The organism is Pseudomonas sp. JC1203 (genome assembly GCF_056175065.1).
Window position 1 is genome coordinate 24,617 of record NZ_JBWCAM010000003.1, and the last position, 25,011, is coordinate 49,627.

At 66.4% G+C, this 25,011-nt stretch carries 25 protein-coding genes and 1 pseudogene; 9 read left to right on the forward strand and 17 right to left on the reverse strand.

Annotated features, from left to right (window positions below; genetic code table 11):
* Positions 1–77: 77 nt before the first annotated feature.
* The 3 genes from AC0SZ7_RS05485 to AC0SZ7_RS05495 all read right to left on the reverse strand — a co-directional run bounded on the left by AC0SZ7_RS05485 (position 78) and on the right by AC0SZ7_RS05495 (position 2,908).
* Positions 78–1,343, reverse strand: a complete 1,266-nt coding sequence (locus AC0SZ7_RS05485; protein ID WP_475503417.1) for a NupC/NupG family nucleoside CNT transporter — start codon at positions 1,341–1,343, stop codon at positions 78–80.
* 31 nt (positions 1,344–1,374) lie between these two features.
* Complete coding sequence (locus AC0SZ7_RS05490) at positions 1,375–1,770, reverse strand: cytidine deaminase (RefSeq protein ID WP_475503418.1); 396 nt, start codon at positions 1,768–1,770, stop codon at positions 1,375–1,377.
* A gap of 277 nt (positions 1,771–2,047) precedes the next feature.
* Positions 2,048–2,908, reverse strand: a complete 861-nt coding sequence (locus AC0SZ7_RS05495) for an aldo/keto reductase family oxidoreductase (protein ID WP_475503419.1) — start codon at positions 2,906–2,908, stop codon at positions 2,048–2,050.
* A 199-nt stretch (positions 2,909–3,107) separates the two neighbouring features.
* On the opposite strand from AC0SZ7_RS05495, the gene yghU reads away from it, so the two are divergent.
* A complete protein-coding gene (gene yghU / locus AC0SZ7_RS05500) occupies positions 3,108–3,947 on the forward strand; it encodes a glutathione-dependent disulfide-bond oxidoreductase (RefSeq protein WP_475503420.1) in 840 nt (279 codons plus the stop codon).
* Between the two features lie 25 nt (positions 3,948–3,972).
* Here the strand turns inward: yghU and rutR are convergent.
* Positions 3,973–4,638, reverse strand: a pseudogene (rutR, locus tag AC0SZ7_RS05505) (HTH-type transcriptional regulator RutR); the annotation flags it as partial.
* A 225-nt stretch (positions 4,639–4,863) separates the two neighbouring features.
* Between rutR and rutA the strand changes: the two are divergent.
* The 6 genes from rutA to AC0SZ7_RS05535 are packed head-to-tail and all read left to right on the forward strand — an operon-like array spanning position 4,864 to position 9,437.
* Entirely contained in the window at positions 4,864–5,946 is a 1,083-nt protein-coding gene (rutA, locus tag AC0SZ7_RS05510) for a pyrimidine utilization protein A (protein WP_475503421.1), read from the forward strand.
* Positions 5,946–6,674, forward strand: a complete 729-nt coding sequence (gene rutB / locus AC0SZ7_RS05515; RefSeq protein WP_475503422.1) for a pyrimidine utilization protein B — start codon at positions 5,946–5,948, stop codon at positions 6,672–6,674. Before rutA ends, rutB begins: the two co-directional genes overlap by 1 nt.
* Before the next feature lie 11 nt (positions 6,675–6,685).
* Positions 6,686–7,069: a pyrimidine utilization protein C gene (gene rutC, locus AC0SZ7_RS05520; RefSeq protein WP_475503423.1), complete on the forward strand. Its 384-nt coding sequence runs from the start codon at positions 6,686–6,688 to the stop codon at positions 7,067–7,069.
* Positions 7,070–7,078: 9 nt separating this feature from the next.
* The gene (gene rutD, locus AC0SZ7_RS05525) at positions 7,079–7,858 is read left to right on the forward strand and encodes a pyrimidine utilization protein D (RefSeq protein ID WP_475503424.1); all 780 of its coding nucleotides are present in this window, start codon (positions 7,079–7,081) and stop codon (positions 7,856–7,858) included.
* Positions 7,859–7,872: 14 nt separating this feature from the next.
* A complete protein-coding gene (rutF, locus tag AC0SZ7_RS05530) occupies positions 7,873–8,394 on the forward strand; it encodes an NADH-dependent FMN reductase RutF (protein WP_475503425.1) in 522 nt (173 codons plus the stop codon).
* A 23-nt stretch (positions 8,395–8,417) separates the two neighbouring features.
* A complete protein-coding gene (locus AC0SZ7_RS05535) occupies positions 8,418–9,437 on the forward strand; it encodes a purine-nucleoside phosphorylase (protein WP_475503426.1) in 1,020 nt (339 codons plus the stop codon).
* Between the two features lie 87 nt (positions 9,438–9,524).
* Here AC0SZ7_RS05535 and AC0SZ7_RS05540 read toward each other — a convergent pair whose 3' ends face one another.
* The 13 genes from AC0SZ7_RS05540 to AC0SZ7_RS05600 form a co-directional block, all read right to left on the reverse strand.
* Complete coding sequence (locus AC0SZ7_RS05540; protein WP_475503427.1) at positions 9,525–10,685, reverse strand: alpha/beta hydrolase family protein; 1,161 nt, start codon at positions 10,683–10,685, stop codon at positions 9,525–9,527.
* Between the two features lie 20 nt (positions 10,686–10,705).
* Positions 10,706–11,680 carry a VOC family protein gene (locus AC0SZ7_RS05545; RefSeq protein WP_475503428.1) on the reverse strand — a complete coding sequence of 325 codons (975 nt, stop codon included), beginning with the start codon at positions 11,678–11,680 and terminating at the stop codon, positions 10,706–10,708.
* A 243-nt stretch (positions 11,681–11,923) separates the two neighbouring features.
* Positions 11,924–12,667, reverse strand: coding sequence for an SDR family NAD(P)-dependent oxidoreductase (locus AC0SZ7_RS05550; RefSeq protein WP_475503429.1), 744 nt, complete (start codon positions 12,665–12,667; stop codon positions 11,924–11,926).
* Between the two features lie 14 nt (positions 12,668–12,681).
* Positions 12,682–14,136 (reverse strand): carbohydrate porin, encoded by a 1,455-nt coding sequence (locus AC0SZ7_RS05555; RefSeq protein WP_475503430.1) that lies wholly within the window; start codon positions 14,134–14,136, stop codon positions 12,682–12,684.
* A gap of 85 nt (positions 14,137–14,221) precedes the next feature.
* Positions 14,222–15,457, reverse strand: coding sequence for an MFS transporter (locus AC0SZ7_RS05560; protein WP_475503431.1), 1,236 nt, complete (start codon positions 15,455–15,457; stop codon positions 14,222–14,224).
* 123 nt (positions 15,458–15,580) lie between these two features.
* A complete protein-coding gene (locus AC0SZ7_RS05565; protein ID WP_475503432.1) occupies positions 15,581–16,519 on the reverse strand; it encodes an NAD-dependent epimerase/dehydratase family protein in 939 nt (312 codons plus the stop codon).
* 2 nt (positions 16,520–16,521) lie between these two features.
* Positions 16,522–17,505 (reverse strand): fumarylacetoacetate hydrolase family protein, encoded by a 984-nt coding sequence (locus AC0SZ7_RS05570; RefSeq protein WP_158154872.1) that lies wholly within the window; start codon positions 17,503–17,505, stop codon positions 16,522–16,524.
* On the reverse strand, positions 17,502–17,933 hold the full coding sequence (locus AC0SZ7_RS05575; RefSeq protein WP_416423728.1) for a VOC family protein: 432 nt from the start codon (positions 17,931–17,933) through the stop codon (positions 17,502–17,504). The genes AC0SZ7_RS05570 and AC0SZ7_RS05575 overlap by 4 nt, the downstream gene beginning before the upstream one ends.
* A gap of 11 nt (positions 17,934–17,944) precedes the next feature.
* Positions 17,945–18,691: an SDR family NAD(P)-dependent oxidoreductase gene (locus tag AC0SZ7_RS05580; RefSeq protein ID WP_475503433.1), complete on the reverse strand. Its 747-nt coding sequence runs from the start codon at positions 18,689–18,691 to the stop codon at positions 17,945–17,947.
* Complete coding sequence (gene hisD / locus AC0SZ7_RS05585; protein ID WP_475503434.1) at positions 18,691–19,974, reverse strand: histidinol dehydrogenase; 1,284 nt, start codon at positions 19,972–19,974, stop codon at positions 18,691–18,693. The genes AC0SZ7_RS05580 and hisD overlap by 1 nt, the downstream gene beginning before the upstream one ends.
* 28 nt (positions 19,975–20,002) lie before the next feature.
* Entirely contained in the window at positions 20,003–21,019 is a 1,017-nt protein-coding gene (locus AC0SZ7_RS05590; protein WP_475503435.1) for an SMP-30/gluconolactonase/LRE family protein, read from the reverse strand.
* Positions 21,020–21,033: 14 nt separating this feature from the next.
* Positions 21,034–22,164, reverse strand: coding sequence for an FAD-dependent oxidoreductase (locus tag AC0SZ7_RS05595; RefSeq protein ID WP_475503436.1), 1,131 nt, complete (start codon positions 22,162–22,164; stop codon positions 21,034–21,036).
* A gap of 330 nt (positions 22,165–22,494) precedes the next feature.
* Positions 22,495–23,262, reverse strand: a complete 768-nt coding sequence (locus AC0SZ7_RS05600; RefSeq protein ID WP_475503437.1) for an SDR family NAD(P)-dependent oxidoreductase — start codon at positions 23,260–23,262, stop codon at positions 22,495–22,497.
* A gap of 168 nt (positions 23,263–23,430) precedes the next feature.
* On the opposite strand from AC0SZ7_RS05600, the gene AC0SZ7_RS05605 reads away from it, so the two are divergent.
* The gene (locus AC0SZ7_RS05605; protein ID WP_475503438.1) at positions 23,431–24,336 is read left to right on the forward strand and encodes a LysR family transcriptional regulator; all 906 of its coding nucleotides are present in this window, start codon (positions 23,431–23,433) and stop codon (positions 24,334–24,336) included.
* 71 nt (positions 24,337–24,407) lie between these two features.
* Positions 24,408–24,914: a peptide-methionine (S)-S-oxide reductase MsrA gene (msrA, locus tag AC0SZ7_RS05610; RefSeq protein WP_416423721.1), complete on the forward strand. Its 507-nt coding sequence runs from the start codon at positions 24,408–24,410 to the stop codon at positions 24,912–24,914.
* Positions 24,915–25,011: the final 97 nt, after the last annotated feature.

Below are 25,011 nucleotides of genomic sequence, written 5' to 3' on the forward strand. Positions count from 1 at the left end.
AGGAGCAACAAGCCGGACGGAAATTCAATTTTGATTCAATACAGTTACATTTCTTCTCGATTCCCGTGGCCGCGCCGTCACAACGAGATGAAAAAGCCGACGATCGCCGCGCTCATCAGGTTCGACAAAGTGCCGCCGATCATCGCCCGCAACCCCAGTCGCGCCAGCTCCTGGCGCCGTTCGGGGGCCACGCTGCTCAAGCCTGCCAGCTGGATGGCGATGGACGACAGGTTGGCAAACCCGCACAGCGCGAACGTGACGATCACCTGGGTGTGCGCCGACAGCAGCGGCACGCCCGCCTCTGCCGCCTTGCTGGCCGTGAGGTGGTTGGCAAGGTCGGCGTAGGCGACGAACTCGTTGAGAATCATCTTCTCGCCAATGAAGCCGCCGGCCAGAATCGCCTCGTTCCATGGCACGCCCAGCAGGTACGCCAGCGGCGACAGCACGTAGCCCAGAATCAGCTGCAAGGTCAGCTGTGGGAAACCCAGCCATGCTCCCGCCCAGCCCAGCAGGCCATTGACCATGGCGATCAGCGCCACGAACGCCAGCAGCATCGCCCCCACGGCCAGGGCCAGGCGCAAGCCCACCTGAGCGCCCTCGGCGGCGGCGTCGACGATGTTGGCCGCGCGGTTTTCCTTGGCGTGCAAGGCTTCCAGCGCCTGGTGGTCGTGGGCCTGCTCGGTCTCGGGTTCCATCAGCTTGGCCATCAGCAGCGCCCCCGGCGCGACCATGAAGCAGGCAGCGATCAGGTACTTGAGCTCCACCCCCAGGCCCGCATACCCCAGCAGCACCGAGCCTGCCACTGCGGCGAAGCCCCCCACCATGATCGCGAACAGCTCCGAGCGCGTCAGGCGCGCCAGGAACGGCCGCACCACCAGCGGCACCTCCGACTGGCCGATGAAAATCGCCGAGGTCACCACCATGGACTCCACCCGGCTGGTGCGCAGCAACAGGCGCAGCACGCCGCCCACCACGCGGATGATCCAGCCCATCACGCCCAGGTGGTAGAGCACGGCGATGAAGCTGCCGAAGAACACAATCATCGGCAGCACGCGAATGGCGAACACGAAGCCACCGCTGCCGAACACCTCGAACATGTGCGGCGAGCTCAGGCCGCCGTAAAGAAACTCGATACCCTTGTTCGCATACACCTGCAGCGCCGATACGCCGCTGGCCAGGTCGCCCAGGGCCGCCTGGCCCCACGGCACGTACAGCGCAAAGGCGCCGATCATCACTTGAATACCGAAAGCGCCCAGCACCGTGCGCCAGTTGATGGCGCTGCGCCGGGACGATAGTGCCAGGGCGATGGCCAACAGGGTCGCCATTCCAACAAGACTGATCATGCAATTGACTCCGTGTCGCGCAAAGGATGGATCAGAAGGATTCGAAGGCGCCGGGCAGCAATTGCGCCAGGGTCCACACCCGCGTGGCGTCGGGGTCGCTGCCCTGGCAGATGATGCGCGCATCGGGCGCCATCAGTTCCACCAGCACCTGGCGGCAGGCGCCGCAGGGGCTGATGAGCGCCACCTTGGGCGCGTAGATGGCCATGGCCTTGAAGCGCCCGGGCGCCAGGCCCTGGCTGATGGCGGCGAACAACGCACTGCGCTCGGCGCAGTTGGTCAGGCCGTAGGAGACATTCTCGACGTTGGTGCCCAGCACCACTTCATCGTTTTCCGCCAACAACGCCGCCCCCACGGGGAAGTTCGAATAGGGCGACCAACTACGGTCGGCGGCAAGCCTGGCCTGGGCCAGCAGGGCATCATCATTCATGAGTGGTTCGTTCCTCGAAAAGCGCAACAGCATGAAGGGCAATTGTGTAAACACGTCGAGCGGCAAGCGAGAGCATTTTATGTGCCACAGGCGGGAGTACGTTGCAATTCAAGCGCTTGATGAAGATAGGCGGACCAAATGCTCCGAACCAGAGCACCTGGTTCGCGCACAACGCGCCTTTACCGCGCACGCAGACCTGTGGGAGCTGGCATGCCCGCGAGCTTTTCAGGGCGCAAAACTCGCTGGCAAGCCAGCGCCCACATAGGTTTCTATGGGGTTAGAGGGCGTTGAGTTGGTGGATGATTTCGGGTGCCAGCACCAGCTGCCCGGCCGCCAGGTTTTGCTGCAAATGCGCCACGGACGACGTGCCCGGTATCAGTAGAATATTCGCCGAGCGCTGCAGCAGCCAGGCCAGTGCCACCTGCATGGGCGTGGTCTGCAACTGCGCCGCCACCTGGTCCAGCGTGGCCGACTGCAGCGGCGTGAAGCCGCCCAGCGGGAAGAACGGCACATAGGCGATGCCCTGCGCCGCCAGGCGGTCAATCAGTGCATCGTCAACCCGGTGCGCCAGGTTGTAATGGTTTTGCACGCACACCACCGGCGCGATGCCCTGGGCCTCCACCACTTGCGCCGCCGACACGTTGCTCACGCCCAGGTGGCGAATCAGGCCCTGGCGCTGCAACTCGGCCAGGCTGGCAAACTGCGCGGCAATCGACGCTTCGTCCGGCGAATGCATGTTGCCCCAGGCGCGGAAGTTGACCACCTCCAGCACGTCCAGGCCCAGGTTGCGCAGGTTGTCGTGCACCGCCGCGGTCAGCTCCTCGGCACTGTCGGCGCGCAGCCAGGCGCCGTCGTCGCCGCGGCGGGCGCCGACCTTGGTGACAATCACCAGGTCTTGCGGGTACGGCGCCAGCGCCTCGCGAATCAGCTGGTTGGTGACGTGCGGGCCGTAGAAGTCACTGGTGTCGATGTGGTTCACGCCGCTGGCGATGGCCGCACGCAGCACCGCCAGCGCCGCGTCGCGGTCCTTGGGCGGGCCGAACACACCGGGGCCGGCGAGTTGCATGGCGCCGTAGCCCAGGCGTTTGACGGGGCGGTGGCCGAGGGTGAAGTGGGTGGCAGTAGACGGCGTAGTCATGGGCGCATTCCTCGTGTCGCAGTGGCAGAGGCAACGATCATAGGCGCAAAAAAAACATGGCGCCTGGGTTCGCTGATGCATTGCCTTCATAGAAGCATCGAGTTGGCGGTTAGACGAAAATCTTCCGTGGGGCTGGCCTGCCATGGGGCGGACGACTCTGTTAAGGTCAAACCCCTCGATTTCTCCCAGAGGGTATTTCATGTCGCAATCCACCTACGTCCCCCCCAAGGTCTGGACCAACGACGCCGAGTCCGGTGGCCAGTTCGCCAGCATCAACCGCCCCACCGCCGGCCCTACCCACGACAAGACGCTGCCCGTGGGCAAACACCCGTTGCAGCTGTATTCGCTGGCCACGCCCAATGGCGTCAAGGTCACCATTTTGCTGGAAGAGCTGCTGGCCCTGGGGCACAGCGGCGCCGAGTACGATGCCTGGCTGATTCGCATAGGCGACGGCGACCAGTTCTCCAGCGGCTTCGTCGAGGTGAACCCCAATTCGAAAATTCCGGCCCTGCTGGACCGCAGTGCCGAACCGGCCATCCGCGTGTTCGAGTCCGGTTCGATCCTGTTGTACCTGGCGGAAAAATTCGGCGAGCTGCTGCCTACCGATCCGGCCGGGCGCACTGAAACCCTGAACTGGCTGTTCTGGCAGATGGGCGCGGCGCCTTACCTGGGCGGCGGCTTCGGGCACTTCTACGCCTACGCGCCGGAGAAACTCGAATACCCGATCAACCGCTTCACCATGGAAGCCAAGCGCCAACTGGACGTGCTCGACCGACGCCTGGCCGAGAGCCCATACCTGGCGGGTGACACCTACACCATCGCCGATATTGCCGTATGGCCGTGGTACGGCCAGCTGGTACGCGGCAACCTCTATTCCGCCGCCGAATTCCTCGACGCCGGCAGCTACACCCACGTACAGCGCTGGGCCGAAGCCATCGCCGAGCGCCCCGCCGTGCAGCGCGGCCAGCGCGTCAACCGCACCTGGGGCGACGAAGCCACCCAAGTCCCCGAACGCCACGCGGCCGCCGATTTGGATTGATCCAGGCGGATTTCGTTGCCCCCTGACGCGGCCGAATGCCGTTCAACACCAGCTGCCGCACGTTCACCAACACCTCTTCGAAGAACACCGGGTCGGCCAGGGTCTTGCCGGTGACGGCGTTGACCTGGCTGGCGAAGTCGGCGTAGTGCTGGGTGGTGGCCCACAGCGAGAAAATCAGGTGGTGCGGGTCGATGGGCGCCAGGCTGCCAGCGTCGATCCAGGCCTGGATGACCTGCACTTTGCTGTCCACCAATTCGCGCAGCGGGTCCTGCAGCTCGCTGAGCAGCAGCGGCGCGCCCTGCACGATCTCCAGGCAAAACAGCCGTGACTCGGCCGGGTGGTCGCGGGACAGCTCCAGCTTGATGCGGATGTAGTCGCCGATGGCCTGCAACGGGTCCTGCTCCACGCTGAAGCCGCGCAGCGGCCGCAACCACACGTCCAGCAACTGGCGCAGCACGCTCAGGTACAGCTCATCCTTGCTGGCGAAGTAATACAGCAGGTTGGTCTTCGACACGTCGGCCATGCTGGCCACCTGGTCCAGGCTGGTGCCGTGCACGCCGAAGCGCGAGAACAGCTGCAAGGCGGCGTCGAGGATGACCGCGCGCTTGCCTACCATCAGCCGGTGGCGGCGCTGCAAGGTGGTCGCGCTGGGGGTACGGGCGGGCTTGGCGGGGGGCGACTTCTGCTTCACGTAAGGGACCTGTGGCCAACGAAACACCCCCGCACTTTACCTTGCCGGCGCCGCCAGGCAATGGCCAATAGCGCCCCAAGGCCGTGCATGGCGCACCAACCAGGCGCTCTGCACCAGACCATTTGGTCCACCACTAAATACAAGCCGTTGTTTCATAACGTTAAAACAAAACTGGCCTGCTTCCTGCTAATTCCCTTGGGTATCCGAACTCAAGAGGCTCACATCATGGACGTAGGCATCTTCATCCCGATCGGCAACAACGGCTGGCTCATCTCCACCACGGCCCCCCAGTACAAGCCCACCTTCGAGCTGAACAAGACCATCGTGCAGAAGGCCGAGCACTACGGCTTCGACTTCGCCCTGTCGATGATCAAGCTGCGCGGTTTCGGCGGCAAGACCGAGTTCTGGGAGCACAACCTCGAATCCTTCACCCTGATGGCCGGCCTTGCCGCAGTCACCAGCCGCATCCAGCTGTTCGCCACCGCCGCCACCCTGACCCTGCCGCCGGCCATCGTCGCACGCATGGCCAGCACCATAGACTCCATCTCCGGCGGGCGCTTCGGCGTCAACCTGGTCACCGGTTGGCAGAAGCCCGAATACGAGCAGATGGGCCTGTGGCCCGGCGACGAATTCTTCCACACCCGCTACGACTACCTGGGCGAATACGCCCAAGTGCTGCGCGAACTGTGGGCCACCGGCAGCAGCGACTTCAAGGGCCAGTACTTCCAGATGGACGACTGCCGCGTCAGCCCCAAGCCCCAGGCCGCCATGAAGGTGATCTGCGCCGGCCAGAGCGACGCCGGCATGGCCTTCTCCTCGCAGTACGCCGACTACAACTTCTGCTTCGGCAAGGGCGTCAACACCCCCACCGCGTTCGCGCCCACGGCCGAACGGCTGATCCAGGCGAACGAAAAAAGCGGCCGCGAGGTGACCTCCTGCGTGCTGTTCATGATCATCGCCGCCGACACCGACGAAGCTGCCCGCGAGCGCTGGGAGCTGTACAAGGCCGGCGCCGACGAGGAAGCCATCGCCTGGCTGGCAGAGAAAGGCGCAGCCGACAAGAGCCCCGGCTCGAACATGCGGCAGATGGCCGACCCCACCTCGGCGGTGAACATCAACATGGGCACCCTGGTGGGTTCGTGGGCCAGCGTGGCGCGCATGCTCGACGAGGTGGCCACCGTGCCCGGCACCCAGGGCGTGATGCTGACCTTCGATGACTTCGTGCAGGGCGTGGAAGACTTCGGCGAGAAGATCCAGCCGCTGATGACCTGCCGCCAACACATCAACCTGCTCAAGGAAACTGCCTGATGAACGCGCCCGCGCCGCTCAGCGGCTACGCCCTGCCCCTGGACCCATTGCCCGCCCGCACCCTGCCCGCGCGCCCCGAGGCCCTGAACCTGAAAGCCAGCGAGACCGCCCTGGTGGTGGTGGACATGCAGAACGCCTACGCCAGCCTTGGCGGCTACCTGGACCTGGCCGGGTTCGACGTCAGCAGCACTGGCCCGGTGATCGCCAACATCCAGAAGGCCCTGGCCACGGCCCGCGCGGCCGGCATGCCGGTGGTGTTTTTCCAGAACGGCTGGGACGCCGACTACGTCGAAGCAGGCGGCCCCGGCTCGCCCAACTGGCACAAGTCCAACGCCCTGAAAACCATGCGCCAGCGCCCTGAACTGCAAGGCACGCTGCTGGCCAAGGGCGGCTGGGACTATGAACTGGTGGACGAGCTCAAACCCCAGCCCGGCGACATCCTGGTGCCCAAGACCCGCTACAGCGGCTTCTTCAACACCAACTTCGACAGCCTGATGCGCAGCCGCGGCATCCGCAACCTGGTGTTCACCGGCATTGCCACCAACGTCTGCGTGGAGTCGACCCTGCGCGACGGGTTCTTCCTTGAATACTTCGGCGTGGTACTGGCCGACGCCACCCACCAGGCCGGCCCGGCGTTCGCGCAGCAGGCGGCGCTGTTCAACATCGAGACGTTCTTTGGCTGGGTATCCAGCGTCGACGCCTTCTGCAGCACCTTCGCCACCGCTTGAGGAGCCCGAACATGAGCAAGAAAGCCATTATCCCCGCCGGCACCGGCGTGCCCATCGCCCCCTTCGTGCCCGGCTCGCTGGCCGACGGCATCCTGTACGTGTCCGGCACCCTGCCCTTCGACAAGGACAATAACGTGGTGCACGTGGGCGACGCCGCCGCCCAGACCCGCCATGTGCTGGAGACCATCAAGGGCGTGGTGGAAGCCGCCGGCGGCACGCTGGACGACGTCACCTTCAACATGATCATGCTGCGCGACTGGGCTGACTACGGCGCCATCAACGCGGTGTACGCCGAGTACTTCGCCGGCGAGAAACCGGCGCGCTATTGCATCCAGTGCGGCCTGGTGAAACCGGATGCCCTGATAGAAATCGCCAGCATCGCCCACGTCGGCTGAGGAACGCCCATGTATTACGAACTGCTCGGCCGCACCGACCCGCAGGCCCCCACCCTGGTGCTCAGCTCCGGGCTGGGCGGCTCCGCGCGCTTTTGGGGGCCGCAACTGCCGGTGCTTACCGAAACCTACCGGGTGCTGGTGTACGACCACGCCGGCAGCGGCCGCAGCCCGGCCACGCTGCCCGAGGGCTACAGCATCGCCACCATGGCGGCGGAATTGCTGGCGCTGCTCGACTCGCTGGAAATCAGCCGCTGCCACTTCATCGGCCATGCCCTGGGCGGCCTGGTGGGCCTGGAACTGGCGCTGCAACGCCCGGCCCTGTTGCAAAGCCAGGTGCTGATCAACGCCTGGAGCAGCCCCAATCCGCACAGCGCGCGCTGCTTTGCGGTGCGCAAGAATCTGCTGAACCACAGCGGCCCGGCCGCCTACGTGCAGGCCCAGGCGCTGTTCCTGTACCCCGCCGACTGGATCGCCGCCAACAGCGCGCAACTGGCCGAGGACGACGCCCACGCGCTGGAGCACTTCCCCGACCCCGCCAACCTGCTCAAGCGCATCGCCGCGCTGCAGGCATTCAACGTCGAGGCGCACCTGGGCGACATCAGCGTGCCCACGCTGCTGATTGCCAACCGCGACGACATGCTGGTGCCCTGGCAACGCTCGCGGCACCTGGCCGAAGGTTTGGCCAACGGCCGGCTGTGCCTGCTGGACTATGGCGGCCATGCCTCCAGCGTCAGCGACAGCGCCACGTTCAACCGCGTTTTGCTCGACTACCTGGCTGAACAAGCCTGACTGGAGTGCCCATCATGCTCATGTCCGAAATCGTCGCCCCCCACGTTGCTGCCCAGGATTTCCGTCACGCCATGGCCGGCCTCGCCGCCGCGGTCAACGTCATCACCAGCGATGGCCCCCAGGGCCGCGCCGGCTTTACCGCCACCGCGGTGTGCAGCGTCACCGACAACCCGCCCACCCTGCTGGTGTGCCTGAACCGCAGCGCCTCGGTGCACCCGGTGTTCAGCGCCAACGGCGTGCTGTGCGTGAACACCCTGGGCAGCGACCAGCGCGAGCTGTCGAACCTGTTCGGCGGCAAGACCGCCATGAGCGAACGCTTCGCCGCCGGCGCCTGGAGCACCTGGGTCAGCGGCGCGCCGGTGCTGGATGGCGCGGCGGCCAGTTTCGACTGCCGCATCAGCCAGACGCTGAGCGTGGGCACCCACGACATACTGTTCTGCGAAGTGATGGCGCTGCGTCGCGAAACCGACGCCGATGCCTTGGTATATTTCGACCGCACGTACCATGAGGTGCACCCGCACCAACCCCTGGCCTGATTTCACCCGAAAAAGGACTTCACATGCGTCATACCCTATTCCCCCTGGCTACCCTGGCACTGGGGGCTACCCTGAGCCTGGGCGCCGTGGCGGCGCCGCTGCAACCCAAGGTCATGCTCATCACCATGTTCGGCCCCGAGGCGCAAAACTGGATAGAGCGCCTGCACCTCACCGAGAAAGTGCCGGTACCCGGCCTTGCCGCCGAATACCCCGACGTGCACTGCAACAGCCAGCAGGTGTGCCTGATGACCACCGGCATGGGCCAGACCAACGCCGCCGCGTCCACCCTGGCCCTTACCCTGTCCAGCCAGTTCGACCTGCGCCAGACCTATTTCCTGGTGGCCGGCATCGCCGGTATCAACCCCCGCGAAGGCACCCTGGGCACCGCCGCCTGGGCCCATTACCTGGTGGAGTTCGGCACCCAGTGGGAGCTGGATTCGCGCGACGTGCCCAAGGACTGGCCAACCGGCTACCTGGGCATCAACACCAAGGGCCCGAACGAAAAACCGCCGCTGGACTACAAGACCGAAGTGTTCGAACTGAACCCGGCGTTGCAGGCCAAGGCCTTTGCCCTGTCGCAGAACGTGGTGCTGGGGGAAAGCAAGGAATCGGCGGCCTGGCGCCAGCACTACCCCTACGCCCCGGCCAACCAGCCACCGGTGGTCACCCGCTGCGATACCCTGGCGGGCAATACCTGGTACTCGGGCACGCGCCTGAGCGAGCGCGCCGAGGCGTGGACCAAGTTGCTCACCGACAACAAGGGCAGCTACTGCACCACCCAGCAGGAAGACAACTCCACCTACGAAGCGCTGCTGCGCGCCAGCCGCCTGGGGCGCGTGGACATTCAACGGTTGGCGGTGCTGCGCGCCGGCTCCGACTTTGACCGGCCGTACCCGGGCTACAGCGAAGTGGACAACCTGCTCAAGTACGCCGACCAGGGCGGCTTCGTGCCGGCGCTGGACAACCTGTACCGGGCGGGCAATGCGCTGGTGCAGGACATTACCGGGCATTGGGCGCAGTGGCAGCACGGCGTGCCGCAATAACTCGGGGGTGTGCGTGACGCGGCCTGCGGCCGCTGCTACAAAACCTGTAGCAGCGGCCGCCGGCCGCGTCAGCCCAAGGCCCCGCCGTCACCCCACCCTGCCACCCAACCGCTGCGCCACCCAATCGGCAATCCACGCACCCGCATTGGCTGTGTTGTCCAGGCTGCTGTGGTGGATGCCGCCCTCGCGCGGGGTGAAAATCTTCAACTCACGATCCGGGCTGGCAGTCAGCTGGTCAAACGACTGATGCGCATACTCCAGCGGAATCTGCCGGTCGGCCTCGCCGTGAGTCACCAGGAACGGCACCTTGATGCGCGCCATCACGCCATTGAGGTGCACCTGCTCGGCAATGGCCATGAACTCCTCCATGTCGGAAGCACCCCACACCCAGCGCACGTGCTCCCAGTAATGCGGCACCGGCCGCTCGCCTTCGCGGGCCAGGCGGCGCTTCTGCATTTCGCCCCAATTGTGGTTGGCGCCCCACACCACGCCCAAGGCAAAGCGCGGTTCGAAGGCCACCGCGCGCGGGCAGTAATAGCCGCCCAGGGACACGCCCAGCAGGCCGATGCGCTGCGGGTCAATGTCAGCGCGCGCTTGCAGGTAGGCCACCACCTTGCTCGCCCACACCTCGGTGTTGGCCACGGCGGTCATGCCATGCAGGCGCAGCGCCTCGCCGGTGCCCGGCTGGTCGAGAAACACGCTGGCGATGCCGCGCTTGGCCAGCAGTTGCGGGAACAGCCCGGCGCGGTAAACCATCTCCTTGGTGCTGTCCAGGCCGTTGATGATCACCAGGCACGGCGCCGGGCCCTGCACGCCTTCAGCTGGGGTATAGATACCGGCCAGGTGCGCGCCGTGGTAGGGGATCTCCACCCGTTGCAACGGCTCGCCGGCCAGCCGCGCGCCCTCGGCGAAGCTTTGCAGGAACTTGGCGTACAGCGCCTTGCGCGGCGCGTAGCCGTGGGCCTGCATGCGCTCGGCCGTGATGAAGTACACGGCGGCGCGGTTGAGCTTGTCGCCAGCGCTGAACAGCCGGCCGCAAGCCTTGTCCTCCTGGGCCAGGGCCACCAGGTTGTCGCCACCCGCCTCCCAGGCCTTGAGGAACGCCTGGGTGCCGGCGTCGTCGCCCTGGCGCGCCACCTCCACCAACGGCCGGCACATGGCCTCGATCTCGCCGATCTTGCCGCCCATCTCGATGGCCGCCGCCACCGCCAGGCTCCACACGTAATTGGTCTCGAAATACTGGAACATCGTGGTTTTCCTTGTTGTGATCAGCGGCGCATGGCCGGTTCGCTGCCCTGGTAGAAGGTCACGTCCCAGGGGATGTCGTCCTGCATGAACGCCGGCGGGTTGCCCATCCACTGCGCCGTGCCGAAGCGGAATTCCCACTCGCGTGGCACCCAGTTGTCGTCCAGGTAGTCGGTGTCGGCGCCGTACTCGGCCTCGCCGCCGGTGGGCGAGTTGAAGTAGCAGAAAATCGCCGAGGCAATGCGGTGCCGGCCGGTGCCAAGGAAGCCGTGCTGCCAGCCACGCCGGGTCATGTAGTTGGAGCCCACCATCACCTCGTCGAAGTCTTCCACGCCAAAGCAGGTGTGGTGGAAACGTGGCACGCCGCCGGCGCCCGGCGCCTTGTTGTTGAGCAGGAAGGTGTTGTGGTGCTCGTTGGCGCCGTCGGCGCGCAGGTAGGTGCCCACGCCCTTCTGGTGGTCGGACAGGCGAAAGTTCAGGCGGTCGCGGAAGAAGGCGAAGCTGGCCCAGTAGTCGTCCACGGCGAACACCACGTGGTTGATGGTCTTGGGCCGCGCGCGGGTGCGCCACTTGCGGTGCTGGTTGAGGCGGTTGACGTTGCCGGCGGCGTTGATCGGGTCCGGTGCATAGGTCACTTTCTTGCGCGTGAACACCCGCAAGCCCAGGGCCTGGCCGCAGTCGCTGAGGAAGTGCCAGGCGCCGTCGTCGCCCAGGCGTACTTCGCGGTCGCGGGCCAGGTCGTCCACCAGGCGGCGCAGGTTGTCGGCGTTGTCCACGCCCCAGATGGTTTCCTTGACCCCGAAGCCCTCATAGCGCGACGCCGGAATGGACGGATGCTCCAGCGCGCGGACGATGATGGTCGAACCCTCGTCCAGGCGGTACAGGGTTTCCTGGTCGTTGGCGCTCAGGCGCACCAGGCCGAAATCGTCGAAAAACTGCGAGGCCCGGGCCAGGTCCTCGACGCCGTACAACAGGGTGTCGATGCCGATGATCGCCATGTCAGGCCTCCTGGAATCGTGAGTTGCGGTGCATTGTTATTGTCCTTGTAGAACGCGTTTGCCCGGCCAGCGTACGAAGCCCGGCGCGTGGAAACCAATCGTTTGTAGGCATGGGATGCATCCATGGCGTGGATGCATTAACCCAGATACCCCTGCAGACTGAATATCTGTGGGAGCTGGCTTGCCAGCGAGCTGTTGAGGCCCTAAAAGCTCGCTGGCAAGCCAGCTCCCACAGGTGTCAATTCATAGGAGGAAGCCGCCGTCGAGGTTGAAGACCTGGCCGGTCATGTAGGCGCTGGCGTCCGAGGCGATGAACGCCAGCACCCCGCACAAGTCCTCCGGCACGCCGTTGCGCTTGATCATCTGGCTGTCGCGCACCTGCTCGAACAGCTGCGCCGGCAACGCCGCGGCGCTGCCGGGGTGGCGGATCAGGCCCGGGGAGATGGCGTTGGCGGTGACGCCGTGCTCGCCCAGTTCCACCGCCAGGGCGCGGGTCAGGCCGATGACGCCCATTTTTGCCGCGATGTAGGCCAGAAAGCCCTTCTGCGGCCGGCCGGTGTTGCTCGACGCCAGGTTGACAATGCGCCCCCAGCCGCGCTCGCGCATGCCCGGGGCAAACAGCTGGCTGAGCAGGAACGGCGCGTCCAGGGTTACCGCCTGGCAGTCGCTCCAGTCCAGCAGGCTGGTGTCGTCCAGCGACTTGAGCGGGATCCAGGCGGCGTTGTTGACCAGCACGTCGCAGCGCCCGAAGTGCTCCAGCACCTGGCGGCCCAGGTAGGCGATCTGCTCGGGTTGGCGCAGGTCGCAGTGAAAGCCCTGGGCGGTGCCGCCCTGGGCCTGGATGGCGCGCACCGTAGGGCCGGTGTCGACGCAATCGACCACGGCAATGTGCAGCCCCTCGGCGGCCAGGCGCAGGGCAAAGGCGTGGCCCAGGCCGCCAGCGGCGCCGGTGATCAGCGCCACGCGTGGTTGCAGGTGTTCAGTCATGGCAAAGCTCCTGGTCAGTGACGGGCGTTGAGGCCCAGCAGTTCGTCGAATTGAATGTGGAACAGCAGCCCGGCGGCGTAGCCGTCACGCGGGCTGACGGTGCTGTAGGGGTTGAGCCAGGTGCTGGCACCCCAGGTGCGCAGCACGAATGGGCTGACCACGATGCTGTCGGTGAGCACGAAATTGGCGTCCAGCGACACCCCGTATTCGTTGCGGCCAGGGCTGTAGTTGCCGGCGCCCGAGGCTTCGTGGGCCTCCTCGAGGAAGCGCTGTTCGCGGGTAGTCAATTGCGCCCAGTTGACGTTCACCGAGTAGCTGTCGAACGGCCGGCTGCGGAACGGTGCCGACAGGATCAGCCCGGCGTTGCCCTGGGTGCCGACGCCGTTGGCGGTGTCCTGGTCGACGGTGTGGGTCAGGCTGGCGAAGGCGGTCAGCGCGGTGGGATTGACGTCGTTGCCCTTGCCGCCGTCCTGGCGCCAGAAGGTCTTCTTCGCGCCCAGGTAGAAGCCGCTGACGCCCTTGCTGGTGCGCGCCGCCGCCGTGCTGTCCTGTACCTTCGAGGTGCCGTTGACCGTGTAGTACGGGTCGGTCTGCTCGCCGTTATTATGGAAACCCAGAATCTCGTAAGTCTGCGGGTAGGCTTCCATGTGGTAGTCGGTGCGGTAGGCCAGGTTGGCCAGGTACACCGTGCTCAGGGTGCCGCCGCTGTCGCCGCTGCTGCGCTCCCAGCCGTTGGTGAACGGGTAGGCGTTGTTGCTGCGCCAGGCACCCACTTGCGCGCGCAGGGCCGGGGTCAGGTCGTAGCCGATGCGCGCGCCCCAATTGGCGTAGGGCGGCGGGTTGATGCCGGCGGTGTCCTGCAAAATGGCGTTGACGCAGCCCAGCGGCACGTTGCACAGCGGCAGGGCGAAATAGTTGCCGGCGTTGCTCTTGCCCACCTCGATGGCCAGCTTGTCACCCAGCAGCTTTTGCTCGTAGGTGAACAGGCTCAGGTGGCTGACCCGTGGAATGTACGGCCCTGGTTTGCCGGCGATGACGTCGCCGACCTGGGTGCCATAGGCCAGGTTGCTGGTCCACGGCACATACAGCTGCTCGAAGTGCACCGTGCCGCCGGGAATGCCCACCAGCTTGTCGAGGTTGAAGTCGCCGCCGATGGCGAAGATGGTCAGCGCCTCGTGGTTGCCGGTGCTCAGGCCCACGCTGGGGTTGCGCAGGTAGATTTCGGTCATCGACAGGTGCGGGCTGATGCCGTGGTCGTTCAGCCACCTGCCCTGCTGTTCCAGCAGCTTGCCGCTGGACGCCGGCACGTTGTTCTCGACGTTGAGCACCCGCGGGCCGATCTTCTGGTTGGGGTATTCAGTGGCCATGGTATCGGCCACGGGGCCTTGTACAGGTGCAGGCTCTTCGGCCATCACCGGGCCTGCCAGGGTGATTATCAGGGCACAGCCAAACGCCGCTCGATTGCTCATGTTCGGTCTCTTTTTGTTGTTTTCAGGATGAGGCTGTCCGCCCCGGCGCGCATGCGTGCCGGGGGTGTATCAGGGATTCAGCGGGTCAGGCGTCTTCGAGGTTGGCTGCGGCCAGCTGCAGGTCGCGTGGCGCCCGGCGCTTGACCAGGCTGGCGCCCAGCGCGGCCAGCACCACCAGCACGCACAGGCCGCCGGCCCAGCTGACGGTGGTGGCCAGGCTGCCGCTGGTCTTGCTCACCGCCACCACCAGCAAGGGGCTGAAAAACATGCCCAGGCAGTAGCTGCCGTACCACATGCCGGTGCCCAGGCCGCGGCGCTGCCAGGGCAGCTCGCGCATGTTCCAGATGGCCAGGGTGGGCAGCATCAGGCCGCAGCCCAGGCCGTTGACCAGGGCCACGGCCATGATGCCCTGCCAGGTTTGCATGGCCGGGATGGCAATGAAGCTGGCGGCAATCAGGCCAAACGCCAGGGCCAGGCAGTGCGGGGTGCGCAGCCCGAGCCGGGCGAGCATGTGCACGCTGAGGGTGCCGAGCACGATCATCACGCTGCAGGCCGAGGCCACAAGGCCGGCAGTCTGCGGCGAGTGCTCGCCGATGTCGCCCAGCAGGTAGGCCATCTGTATTTGCAGGATCATGAACATCACCGCGCCAATGAAGGTGACCACGCAGATGCCCAGCATCACCAGCGGGCGGAAGCGCACCAGTGGCCCGCGCTCCTCGGCGTCGGCCATGGCCGCAGCCTTGGGTTCCCACAGCAGCGCCCGGCTCACCAGCGCCAGCAGCAGCGGCACGGCGTACACCACGTAGGGCGCGCGCCAGCCGATCTCGCCCAGGGCGCCGCCGACCATAAAGAACAGGATGGCCGAGGACGACGCAAAGGTGGTTTGCAGGGCCAGGTACTTCTGCCGCTGCGCGCCGCTGTAGTAGTCGCCGATGAGCATGGTGCTGACCGTCACCACCACCGCTTCCACGCAGCCCAGGGCCACGCGGCTGACGATGATGGCGTACAGCGAGTCGAGGAACATGGGCAGCAGGCCGAAGATGCCGTAGCCGACGATGGACGCCACCAGCAGGCGCTTGCGCCCGTAGCGGTCGGCCAGGATGCCGACCACCGGGCTGAGCAGGGCCACCAGCAGCCCGGGAATGGTCAGCGCCACCGGAATCAGGAATTCGACATTGGGCACTGCGGCGAAGTGGGCCTGCATCTGCGGCAGGCTGGGTGCCACGACAATGGCTGCCATGGGCGACAGGCAGTTGATCAGCAACAGCAAGTACGTGGCGAACGTCGCCTTGGACTGGGTGACACGGCTGGGAGCGTTCATGGCCTCTCCGGATTGTTATTATTTAGAGTAATGGGCACGCGTTGTATCGCTTGATGTGGGAGCTGGCTTGCCAGCGAGCTTTTGGGGGCGCCAACAACTCGCTGGCAAGCCAGCTCCCACGGGTCACGCCAAAGTGTTGTTGATCAATTCCTCCAAAGTGCCGTCATGGCGCAGCCCCAACGCCTCGGCCGCCCCGGCGTGCAACGGCGGGTAGCGGCCGAAGTTCGCTTCCAGGGCTTCGTTGGGTTCATAACTGACCAGCGCCCGGCGGTCCTCGCCAAAGCGCGCGCACAGCCCATCAATCAACTGCAACAGGCTCAAATGCAGCACCGGCAAGGCAAACACCCGCCGAGGCTGCAACGCCGCCGCCGGCAGGCTGGCCGCGTGCAACAGGTTGTCGACGCAGCGCGCCGCCGACATCCACCAGGCCTGCGCACCTGGCGACACCGGGCACACGAACGGTTGGCCGGCCTTGAGCTTCCAGAACATCTCGCTCATGAACGCCGACAGCAGCCCCGAGGGCGCCGGCGGCCGGGCGACGATGCCGGGCAGGCGCAGGCTTATACCATCGATCCAGCCACGGCGGCTGAAATCGTCGATCAGCAGTTCACCCACCTGTTTCTGCGTGGCGTAGCTCAGCTGCGGGCGCAGCGGCGTGTGGTCGTCCACCGGCTGCGGCAGCGGCGAGCCGTAGACGGCGATGGTGCTGGCGAACACCACCCGCGCCGGCTTGGCTTGCGCCTTCAACCCTTCCAGCAAGGCCAGGGTGGCGTCCAGGTTCACGCGGCGGCCCAGCGCGTAATCACGCTCGGCTAGGCCACCGGGCACGCTGGCCAGGTGAAAGGCCACGTCCACCGGGGTTTCCAGGGCGTCGGCCAGCAGGCGGCTGTCGTCGATGCTGCCGGCCAGCGAGCGCACGCGCGGGTCGTGGATGGGTGTGTCGAACGTCAGGTCCAGCAGGGTCAGTTGGCTCCAGCCCGGCAACGCCGCCGGGTCGGCCAGCAGCCGTTGTACCAGGGTGGCGCCGACGAAGCCGTTGGCGCCGGTGATAAGTATGTGCATGGTCACACCTGCGCCGGTACGAAGCGGTGGTCGATGGCGCCGAACACGCTGGCGCCGTCCAGGCCGAAGATCTCGAAGCGCAGGCGGTCGCCGAACTTCAGGAACGGCGTCTTCGCCTCGCCCTGTTCGATGGTCTCCACCGCACGGCGCTCGGCCAGGCACGCAGAGCCGGTGACGTTGTAGTCGCGGTTGGAGAAGGTGCCCGAGCCCAGCACCGTGCCGGCGCCCAGCTTGCGGGTGCGGGCCAGGTGCATCACCAGTTCCGGGAAGCTGAAGTCCATCTCGGCGCCGTTGGGCTCGCCAAAGCGCGCGCCGTTGCACTGCACGTGCATGGGCAGCTTCACCCGCCCTTCACTCCACGCCGGGCCGAGTTCATCGGGGGTAACGGCCACCGGCGCGAACACGGTGCTGGGCTTGGCCCGCAGCGGGCCGAAGCCGATGCTCACTTCCTTGAACAGGTGCGCGCGCAGGCTCACGTCGTTGAGCAGCATCAACAGCTTGATATGCCCTGCCGCCTGGGCAGGCTGGATGCCCATGGGCACGTCATCCAGGACCACGGCGACCTCCCCTTCGAAATCGATCTGATGCTCTTCACCGGGTACCGGGTAGTCGTCGCAGGCGCCGAGGAAATCATCGCCGGCGCCCTGGTAGATAATAGGCACGCCGGGGTCTTTCTTGATGTCCAGATTGTACGCCCGCTCCATCAGCATGCCGTGGTTGAGGAACGACGAGGCGTCGGCCCATTGGTAAGCGCGTGGCAGCGGCGCCATGGCCTCGCGCGGCTCGAAATCGAACGCCTGGGTGGCGCGGCCGCCGTTCAGCGCCGCCGATAGTTGCTGCAGCAGTGGCTCGCAGCGCGCCCAGTCTTCAATGGCGGCCTGCAGCGTGGCGGCAATGCCCGACGCCAGCACGGCGCGGCGCAGGTCACGGGATACCACGACCAGACGGCCGTCGCGGCTGCCGTCCTTGAGGGTGGCCAGTTTCATAGGGGTGCTCCTTGGTCGGCCCACAGGGCCGGGTATTGGATGAGTTCCAGCAGGTTGCCGCTGTTGTCACGCAGGAAGCCCATGGGCGTGCCGTCGATGACGTTCTCGAAGACGATGTCGGCGCCCTTGGCGCGCAGCGCGGCGAAGGCGGCCGGGGCGTCCTGCACGGCAAAGCACAGGTGCTTGTGGCCGTGGGTCTGCAGGTCCAGGTGCGGCTCGCGGCGTTCGGCCGGCAAGGGCTTGGCCTGCGCCAGCTGGAACAGCTCCAGGCGGTAGTCGCCGCTGCGAATGAAGGCGATGTGCGCCGGGATCTGCTCGATGAAGGCGCGGCTTTCCAGTTCGAAGCCGAGCATGTGCCGGTACCAGTCAATCGACTCGTCCAGGCTGGGCACGCTGATGCCGCCGTGGTGCGGCTTGATCGCGAACATGGGCGCCCTCCTCAGCTCAGCGGCCGCCCGCCATCCACAGGGATGACGGCGCCAGTGGTAAAGGTCAGTTGCGTGGCCAGGGCCAGCACCGCGCGCGCCACTTCGGCGGGCAGCGCCAGGCGCCCCAGGGGCGTGCGCGCGGCTTGCTCGTCACGCCAGCCCTGCGCCAGGCCCTGGACGAACTCGGTGTCGGCCAGCCCCGGCGCCACCGACACCACCCGCACCTGGGGCGCCAGGGCGCGGGCCAGGGACTGGGTGAGGTTGTCCACCGCCGCCTTCGAGGCGCAGTAAGCGATGTTGCTGCCCATGGCCGTGCGTGCGGCGATGGAGCTGATGTTCACCACCAGGCCGTCACCGCTGGCCTTGAGCAGCGGCGCCAGGGCGCGTACGCAGGCAATGGGGCCGCGCACGTTGGTGGCCAGGATGCTGTCGATCAGCGCGTCGTCCAGGCCGTCGAGGTCGGCATGGGCGACGAACCGCGTGGTGCCGGCGCAGTTCACCAGCAAATCGCAGCGGCCGTAGTGCGCCTGCACCGTTGCCGCCAGGTGTTGCAAAGCAGCGCTGTCGGTAACGGGCGCGGCTACCGCCAGGTGGCCCTCGCCTGGCAATTGGGCAACCAGCGCCTGGGCCGCCTCGGCGCTGCGGTTGTAGCCGGCCACCACCCGCGCGCCGGCCTGGGCCAGGGCGGCGCAGATCGCCCCGCCCAGCCCGCCGGTGGCGCCGGTGACCACCGCCACCTTGCCTTCCAGGGCCTGCATCACAAGGCCTGCTTCAGGCGGCGCACACGAATGTCGGCCTGTTCCTTGTGCCCGGAGAAATGCTCCAGGGCGCACAGCCGCGAGCACACCTCGCCGATGGCCACGCTGGCCTCATCGGTAAGCACGCGCTGGTAGGTGTGGGTCTTGATGAACTTGCCCACCCACAGCCCACCGGTGTAGCGGCCGGCGCCCATGGTCGGCAGGGTGTGGTTGGTGCCGATCACCTTGTCGCCGTAGGAGACGTTGGTGCGGTGGCCCAGGAACAGCCCGCCGTAGTTGGTCATGCGCGCCAGGAACCAGTCCGGGTCGCGGGTCATCACCTGCACGTGCTCGGAACAGATGCGCTCGGATTCGGCGAGCATTTCCTCGTCGGTGTCGCACAAAATGATCTCGCCATAGTCACGCCAGGCCACGCTGGCAACCGGCGCGGTGTCCAGGCGCGCCAGCACCTTCTCGATGGCGGCCGGCAGCTCCTCGGCGATGCGCGTGCTGGTGGTGACGCAGAACGCCGGCGACGTAGGCCCGTGCTCGGCCTGGCCCAGCAGGTCGACGGCCACCAGTTCGGCGTCCACCGTGTCGTCACAGATCACCATGGTTTCGGTGGGGCCAGCGAACAGGTCAATGCCCACGCGCCCGTACAGCTGGCGCTTGGCTTCGGCCACGTAGGCGTTGCCGGGGCCGACGATCATGTCCACCGGGGCAATGTGTTCAGTGCCCAGGGCCATGGCGGCCACGCCCTGCACACCGCCCATCACGTAGATCTCATCGGCGCCGGCCAGGGCCATGGCGGCAATGATCTCCGGCGACGGCTTGCCGTCGAACGGCGGCGCGCAGGCAATCACGCGCTTCACCCCGGCCACCTTGGCGGTCAGCACGCTCATGTGCGCCGAGGCCAGCAGCGGGTATTTGCCACCAGGAATGTAGCAGCCGACGGAGTTGACCGGGATGTTCTTGTGGCCCAGCACCACGCCGGGCAGGGTCTCCACTTCCACGTCGCGCATCGACAGCAGCTGGATCTGCGCGAAGCGGCGGATCTGTGCCTGGGCGAACTTGATGTCGGCGATGGCCTGGGGCGACAGGCTGTCGATGCAGCCTTGAATTTCCTCGGCGCTCAAACGCAGGCTGGCGGGGTTCCAGCGGTCGAACTTCTCCGAATACTCGCGCACCGCCGCTTCGCCGCGCTGTTCGATGGCCTGGATGATCTGCTCCACGGTGTCGCGCACCTGGGCATTGAGTTCGGCCTTCTGCTGGGCCGGCTTGCCTTGCTTGAGATAACGAATCATGGTCGGTTCCTTGTTGTTCTGATCGAATTCAGCGCCAGTGGATCAACGCCTGGCCGGCCACCGGGGCCTGGAAAAACGGGATGCGCGTGCCCTGCAGGCTGCCCAGGTACACGGTCTTCAAATCCGCCCCGCCGAAGGTCAGGCTGGCCAGCCACGGCGCCAGGGTGCCGTGGGCTGCCTGCATGATCTGCGGGGTCAGGGTCTTGGCGTGGTAGTGGCGGTTGAGCTCGGCGGTGGCGGCCGGGTTGCTGTCGTCCAGCAGGGTCAGCACCTCGCCGTCCGGGGTCAGGGCAATGAGCTTGTCGGTCATCACCAGGGTCACCCACAGGTTGCCGTAGCTGTCGAAGGCAAAGCCGTCGGGGAAGCCTTCCAGTTCGGCCGGGCCGAACACTTCGCGGTCGCCTAGCGAGCCGTCGGCGTGCAGGCGCAGCCGCGAGATGCGGCGAACGTTGCTTTCCACCACGTACAGCCACTCTTCGTTGTCGTCGAAGCGGATCTCGTTGGTGCCGCCAAAACCCTCGGCGACGATGCGGATGCCGTTGTCGTCGATCACGCCGATGTAGCCGTCCAGTACGCCGGAATTGATCGAGTCGGTCCAGGGCTGCATGGTGGTGGTCACGGTGAACCAGATACGGCCCTTGCTATCGCGCAGCGGAAAGTTGGTCTTGCCCAGCGGCTTGCCGTCCAACTGGTCGAACAGCACCTTGATGTTGCCCTGGCGGTCGAGTTTCTCGATGCGGTCCAGGCCCCAGTTACAGATGATGAAGTCGCCCTGGGCGGTCAGCGCCAGGCCGTTGGGCAGCGAGGCGCCCTGGGACTGCACGTAGCGCGACTCGAACGAGGCCTGCTGCGGCGCGGGTTGCTTGGGCGCCAGCAGGGTCTGCTGGCCGTTGACGGCGATGTGCATCACCCCGCCACGGGCGTCGGCGGCCCACAGGCTGCCGTCGGGCTGGGCGATGATGCATTCGGGGCGTTGCAGGTCGTGGCCGATGAAGCCGATGGCGTCGCGGTCGACCTGCCAGCCTTTGAGCGGGTTGGGGTTCATGCTGGGCACCTTGGTCAGATAGGTTGGGCGACGACGTTGATCATTTGCGCCATCAGGCCGGTGAAGTCGGCGTCGGCGCTGGGCCGTTGCTCCCATTCGCCGATCTGCACCGAGCCTTCGTTGATGAACTTGCAGCGCTCGAAACGCCGCGCCATGAAGCGCTCCAGCACCTCGGCCAGGCTCAGCCGCGGCAGGCCGCACAGCTCGCCCAGCACCACCGCGTCTTCCACCGCCTGCGCCGCGCCCTGGCCCATGTGCGGGGTGGTGGCGTGGGCGGCGTCGCCAATCAGCAGCACCCGGCCGCGGTACCAGGGCGCGGGCATCAGCAGCGCTTCCAGCGGGCGGTACACCACCTGGCTGTTGTCGGTGATCTGCTCGCGCAGCTCGGGCACCAGGCCGCCGTAGCCTTCCAGGCGCTTGCGGAACTCGGCAGCCAGGGTGTCAGGGTCGAAGAACGGGTTGCCCGGTTCCTCGAACACCGACAGCACGTACAGGCTGTCTTCGGTCAGCGGCGTGTAGCCGGCCTTGCCGCCCTGCTTGCCTTCGAACATGTGCGACCAGAGCAAATCCCTGGGCCGTGGCAGGTTGTAGCGCCACACGCCCTGGCCGGTGAAGCGCGGCTTGTACTGCTCGCCGAACACCGTGGTGCGCACCTTGGAGTACACGCCGTCGGCGCCCACCAGCAGGTCGTATTCGCCGCTGCTGCCGTCGGTGAAGCGCACCGCCACCTTGTCGGCGCTTTGTTCGATGTCGCTGAAGGTCAGGCCCAGGCGCAGGTTCGCGCCGCTGTCAGCCACCGCGTCCAGCAGCACCTTGTGCAACGCCGGCCGGGTCAGGCCGAGGTTGGCCGGGTACTGCTTGCCGGCCAGCTGTGCGCCGCTGAGCTCGGCCTTCACCTGGCCCTGCTGGTTGCAGATGCGCAGGCCTTTATAGGGGAAACCGGCGGCCACGGCGGCGTCGGCAATGCCCAACTGGGCCATGGCACGGATGCAGTTGGCCTGCACCACGATGCCCACGTGGTAGACCTTGGCCTGGGGGCTGATCTCGACGATATCGACCTCCACCCCGGCGTTGCGCAGGGCAATGGCGGCGCTCAGCCCACCAATGCCTGCGCCTACGATCAGCACTTTTGCGATGTCGCTCATCAAGCGTTCCTCTTTGCCACGGTTCTTCTGGGCGGCCACGCACGGGGAGGCCCGGCGCATGCCTGTGCAAACAGCGAAATGGGGGTCAGGTGTGGGGGGTATTCGGGGGAAGCGGCATGGGGGTATCTCCGGCTTGTTCTTATTGTGTGCAGCGTTGGGGTTACCTTAAACAGCGGCCGGGTATGCCGGAAATTGTTTGTTTGGATGCGAGGCATTCGTGGGGTGGATGCTTGATCGCGGTGCCTGCATCGCGACCAAGGTCGGCTCCTACCACACCCGGCGTAGGAGCCGGCCTTGGCCGCGATGCAGGCGCCGCGGTGTGAGGGTTATTCAACAGGCCGTCGCGCCGGCGTCTATGCGCAGATCTGTCGCCGTCACCCAGGCCGACTCATCGCTGGCCAGATATACCGCCGCCCAACCGATGTCCTCCGGCCGGCCGATACGCTGTGGCAGCAACTGATGATCGAGCGCCGCCTGGCGAAAGCCGGGATCCGCCGCCAAATGCGCGCGGGTGGCACTGGTCTCGATCAACCCCGGTGAAATGCTGTTGGCGCGAATCCCGTGGGGCCCGCCCTCCATCGCCAGCTGCCGGGTCATGGCCAGCACCCCGCCCTTCCCCGCGCAATGGGCCAGGGCGGGCGAGCCCTTGAGGCTCATCCAGGCGTTGGCCGAGGCGAAGTTGATGATCGAACCGCCGCCGCGGGCCTTCAGCACCGGCCAGGCGGCCTGGCACAGCAGGAACACCAGGTCCAGCTCGCCGGTGAGGGTCTTGCGCCAGTGCTGCTGGTAGTCCATGTCTTCGATCCAGGCGAAGGCGCCGAAGGCTGCAGCGTTCACCACAATGTCGAAGCCTGCGTGCAGCCCGCAGGCGAACGCCACCAGGGCGGCGGCTTGTGCCGGGTGGGTCAGGTCGCAGGGGTCGAGGCTGTCGATGTGCAGCCCCTCGGCTGCGGCCAGGGCTACGGTGTGGCGGGCGGCGGCCGGGTCCAGTTCGGCGCCGACGACGCGCGCGCCCTGGCGGGCGAACATCAGCGCGCAGCATTGGCCGATGCCGCTGCCGATTCCGGTGACAATGGCGGTTTTTCCCGAGAGGCGCATGCTGATTCCTTATGATTGCCAGTGAGGCCAACCACTATAAGAAGCCCCGCGCGGCTGCGGAAATTCGGCTTGGGCATGCCTGCCATGGGCTCGACGAATAGCCCCGGCGCAGGTATAACGGCAACAAATGCCTGCGCCCACAATCATAAGAAAAACGGAGCAATGACCATGCGTTTCCATGGTTTGGACTTGAACCTGCTGGTGGTGCTGGACGTGCTGCTGGCCGAGCAGAACATCACCCGTGCCGGCGAGCGCCTGCACCTCAGCCAGCCTGCCACCAGCGCCGCCCTGGCGCGCCTGCGCAGTTATTTCGACGACGACCTGCTGGTGCAGATTGGCCGCAAGATGGTACGCACGCCCATGGGCGAAACCCTGGCGCAGCCGGTGCGCGACCTGCTGATACAGATGCGCGCCACTCTGGAAAACCGCAGCCAGTTCCAGCCGCACCTGTCGAGCCGCACGTTCACCCTGATGGCCTCCGACTACGTGGGCATGGTGCTGATGCCCGAGGTCAGCCGCCGCCTGAATGCCATTGCCCCGCAGTGCGCCATCGAGCTGTTCTCGCCCACCGACGATGCGTCGCTGGAGATTGAACGCGGGCACGTGGACTTCCTGCTGCTGCCCGACACCCACATCCTCGAACAACACCCCTCGACGGCACTGTTCAGCGATGAGTTCGTGTGCGTGGTGTGCCGCGACCATGGCCCGCAGGCGCTGACCTTCGACGACTACAAGCACAACGGCCACGTGCTGGTGCGCTTCGGCACCGAACACCGCGCGCCCACGGTGGACGATTGGTTTTTGCGCAGCTTCGGCTTCGAGCGCAAGGTGGAAGTCACCACCCACACCTTCAACAGCGTGCCGCCCTACCTGATCGGCACCCCGCGCATCGCCACCATGCACAAGCGCCTGGCCCAGCGCTGGGCGCAGTACCTGCCGCTGCGCATTCTGCCTACGCCGTGGGCGGCACCGCAGATGACCATCAGCCTGCAGTGGAACAGGTACCAGCAGCATGACCCGGGCTTGGCGTGGTTGCGTAATCTGGTTATCGAGACGGCGGCGAACCTGGCATAGCGCCCCCTTGCAAACGCGGCAATCGCCCGCATTACAATGGGCAACCACCTGAACAGGGGAAGGACCGCACCATGACCACCCAAACCGAAACCGCGATTCTCGCCGGCGGCTGCTTCTGGGGCATGCAGGACCTGCTGCGCCGCTACCCCGGCGTGCTCGCCACGCGCGTGGGCTACACCGGCGGCGACGTGCCCAACGCCACGTACCGCAACCACGGCGACCACGCCGAGGCCATCGAGATCGTCTTCGACCCCGCCCGCATCAGCTACCGGCAGATTCTCGAATTCTTCTTCCAGATCCACGACCCCACCACCCCCAACCGCCAGGGCAATGACCGCGGGCCCAGCTACCGTTCGGCGATCTATTACCTCAACGAGCAGCAGCGTGACATTGCCGAGGACACCGAGGCCGATGTGAACGCCTCAGGGTTGTGGCCAGGGCGCGTGGTGACCGAGATCGAGCCGGCGGGACCGTTCTGGGAGGCCGAGCCGGAGCACCAGGATTACCTGGAGCGGATTCCGAACGGGTATACCTGCCACTTCATTCGGCCCAGCTGGAAGTTGCCCAAGCGCGGGTGAGCCGCCGGACGCGGGGGGGGGGGGGGGGGGGGGGCGGGGGGGGGGGGGGGGCGGGCCCCCCCCCCCCCCCCCCCCCCCCCCGCGGCGCGCGGGCCGC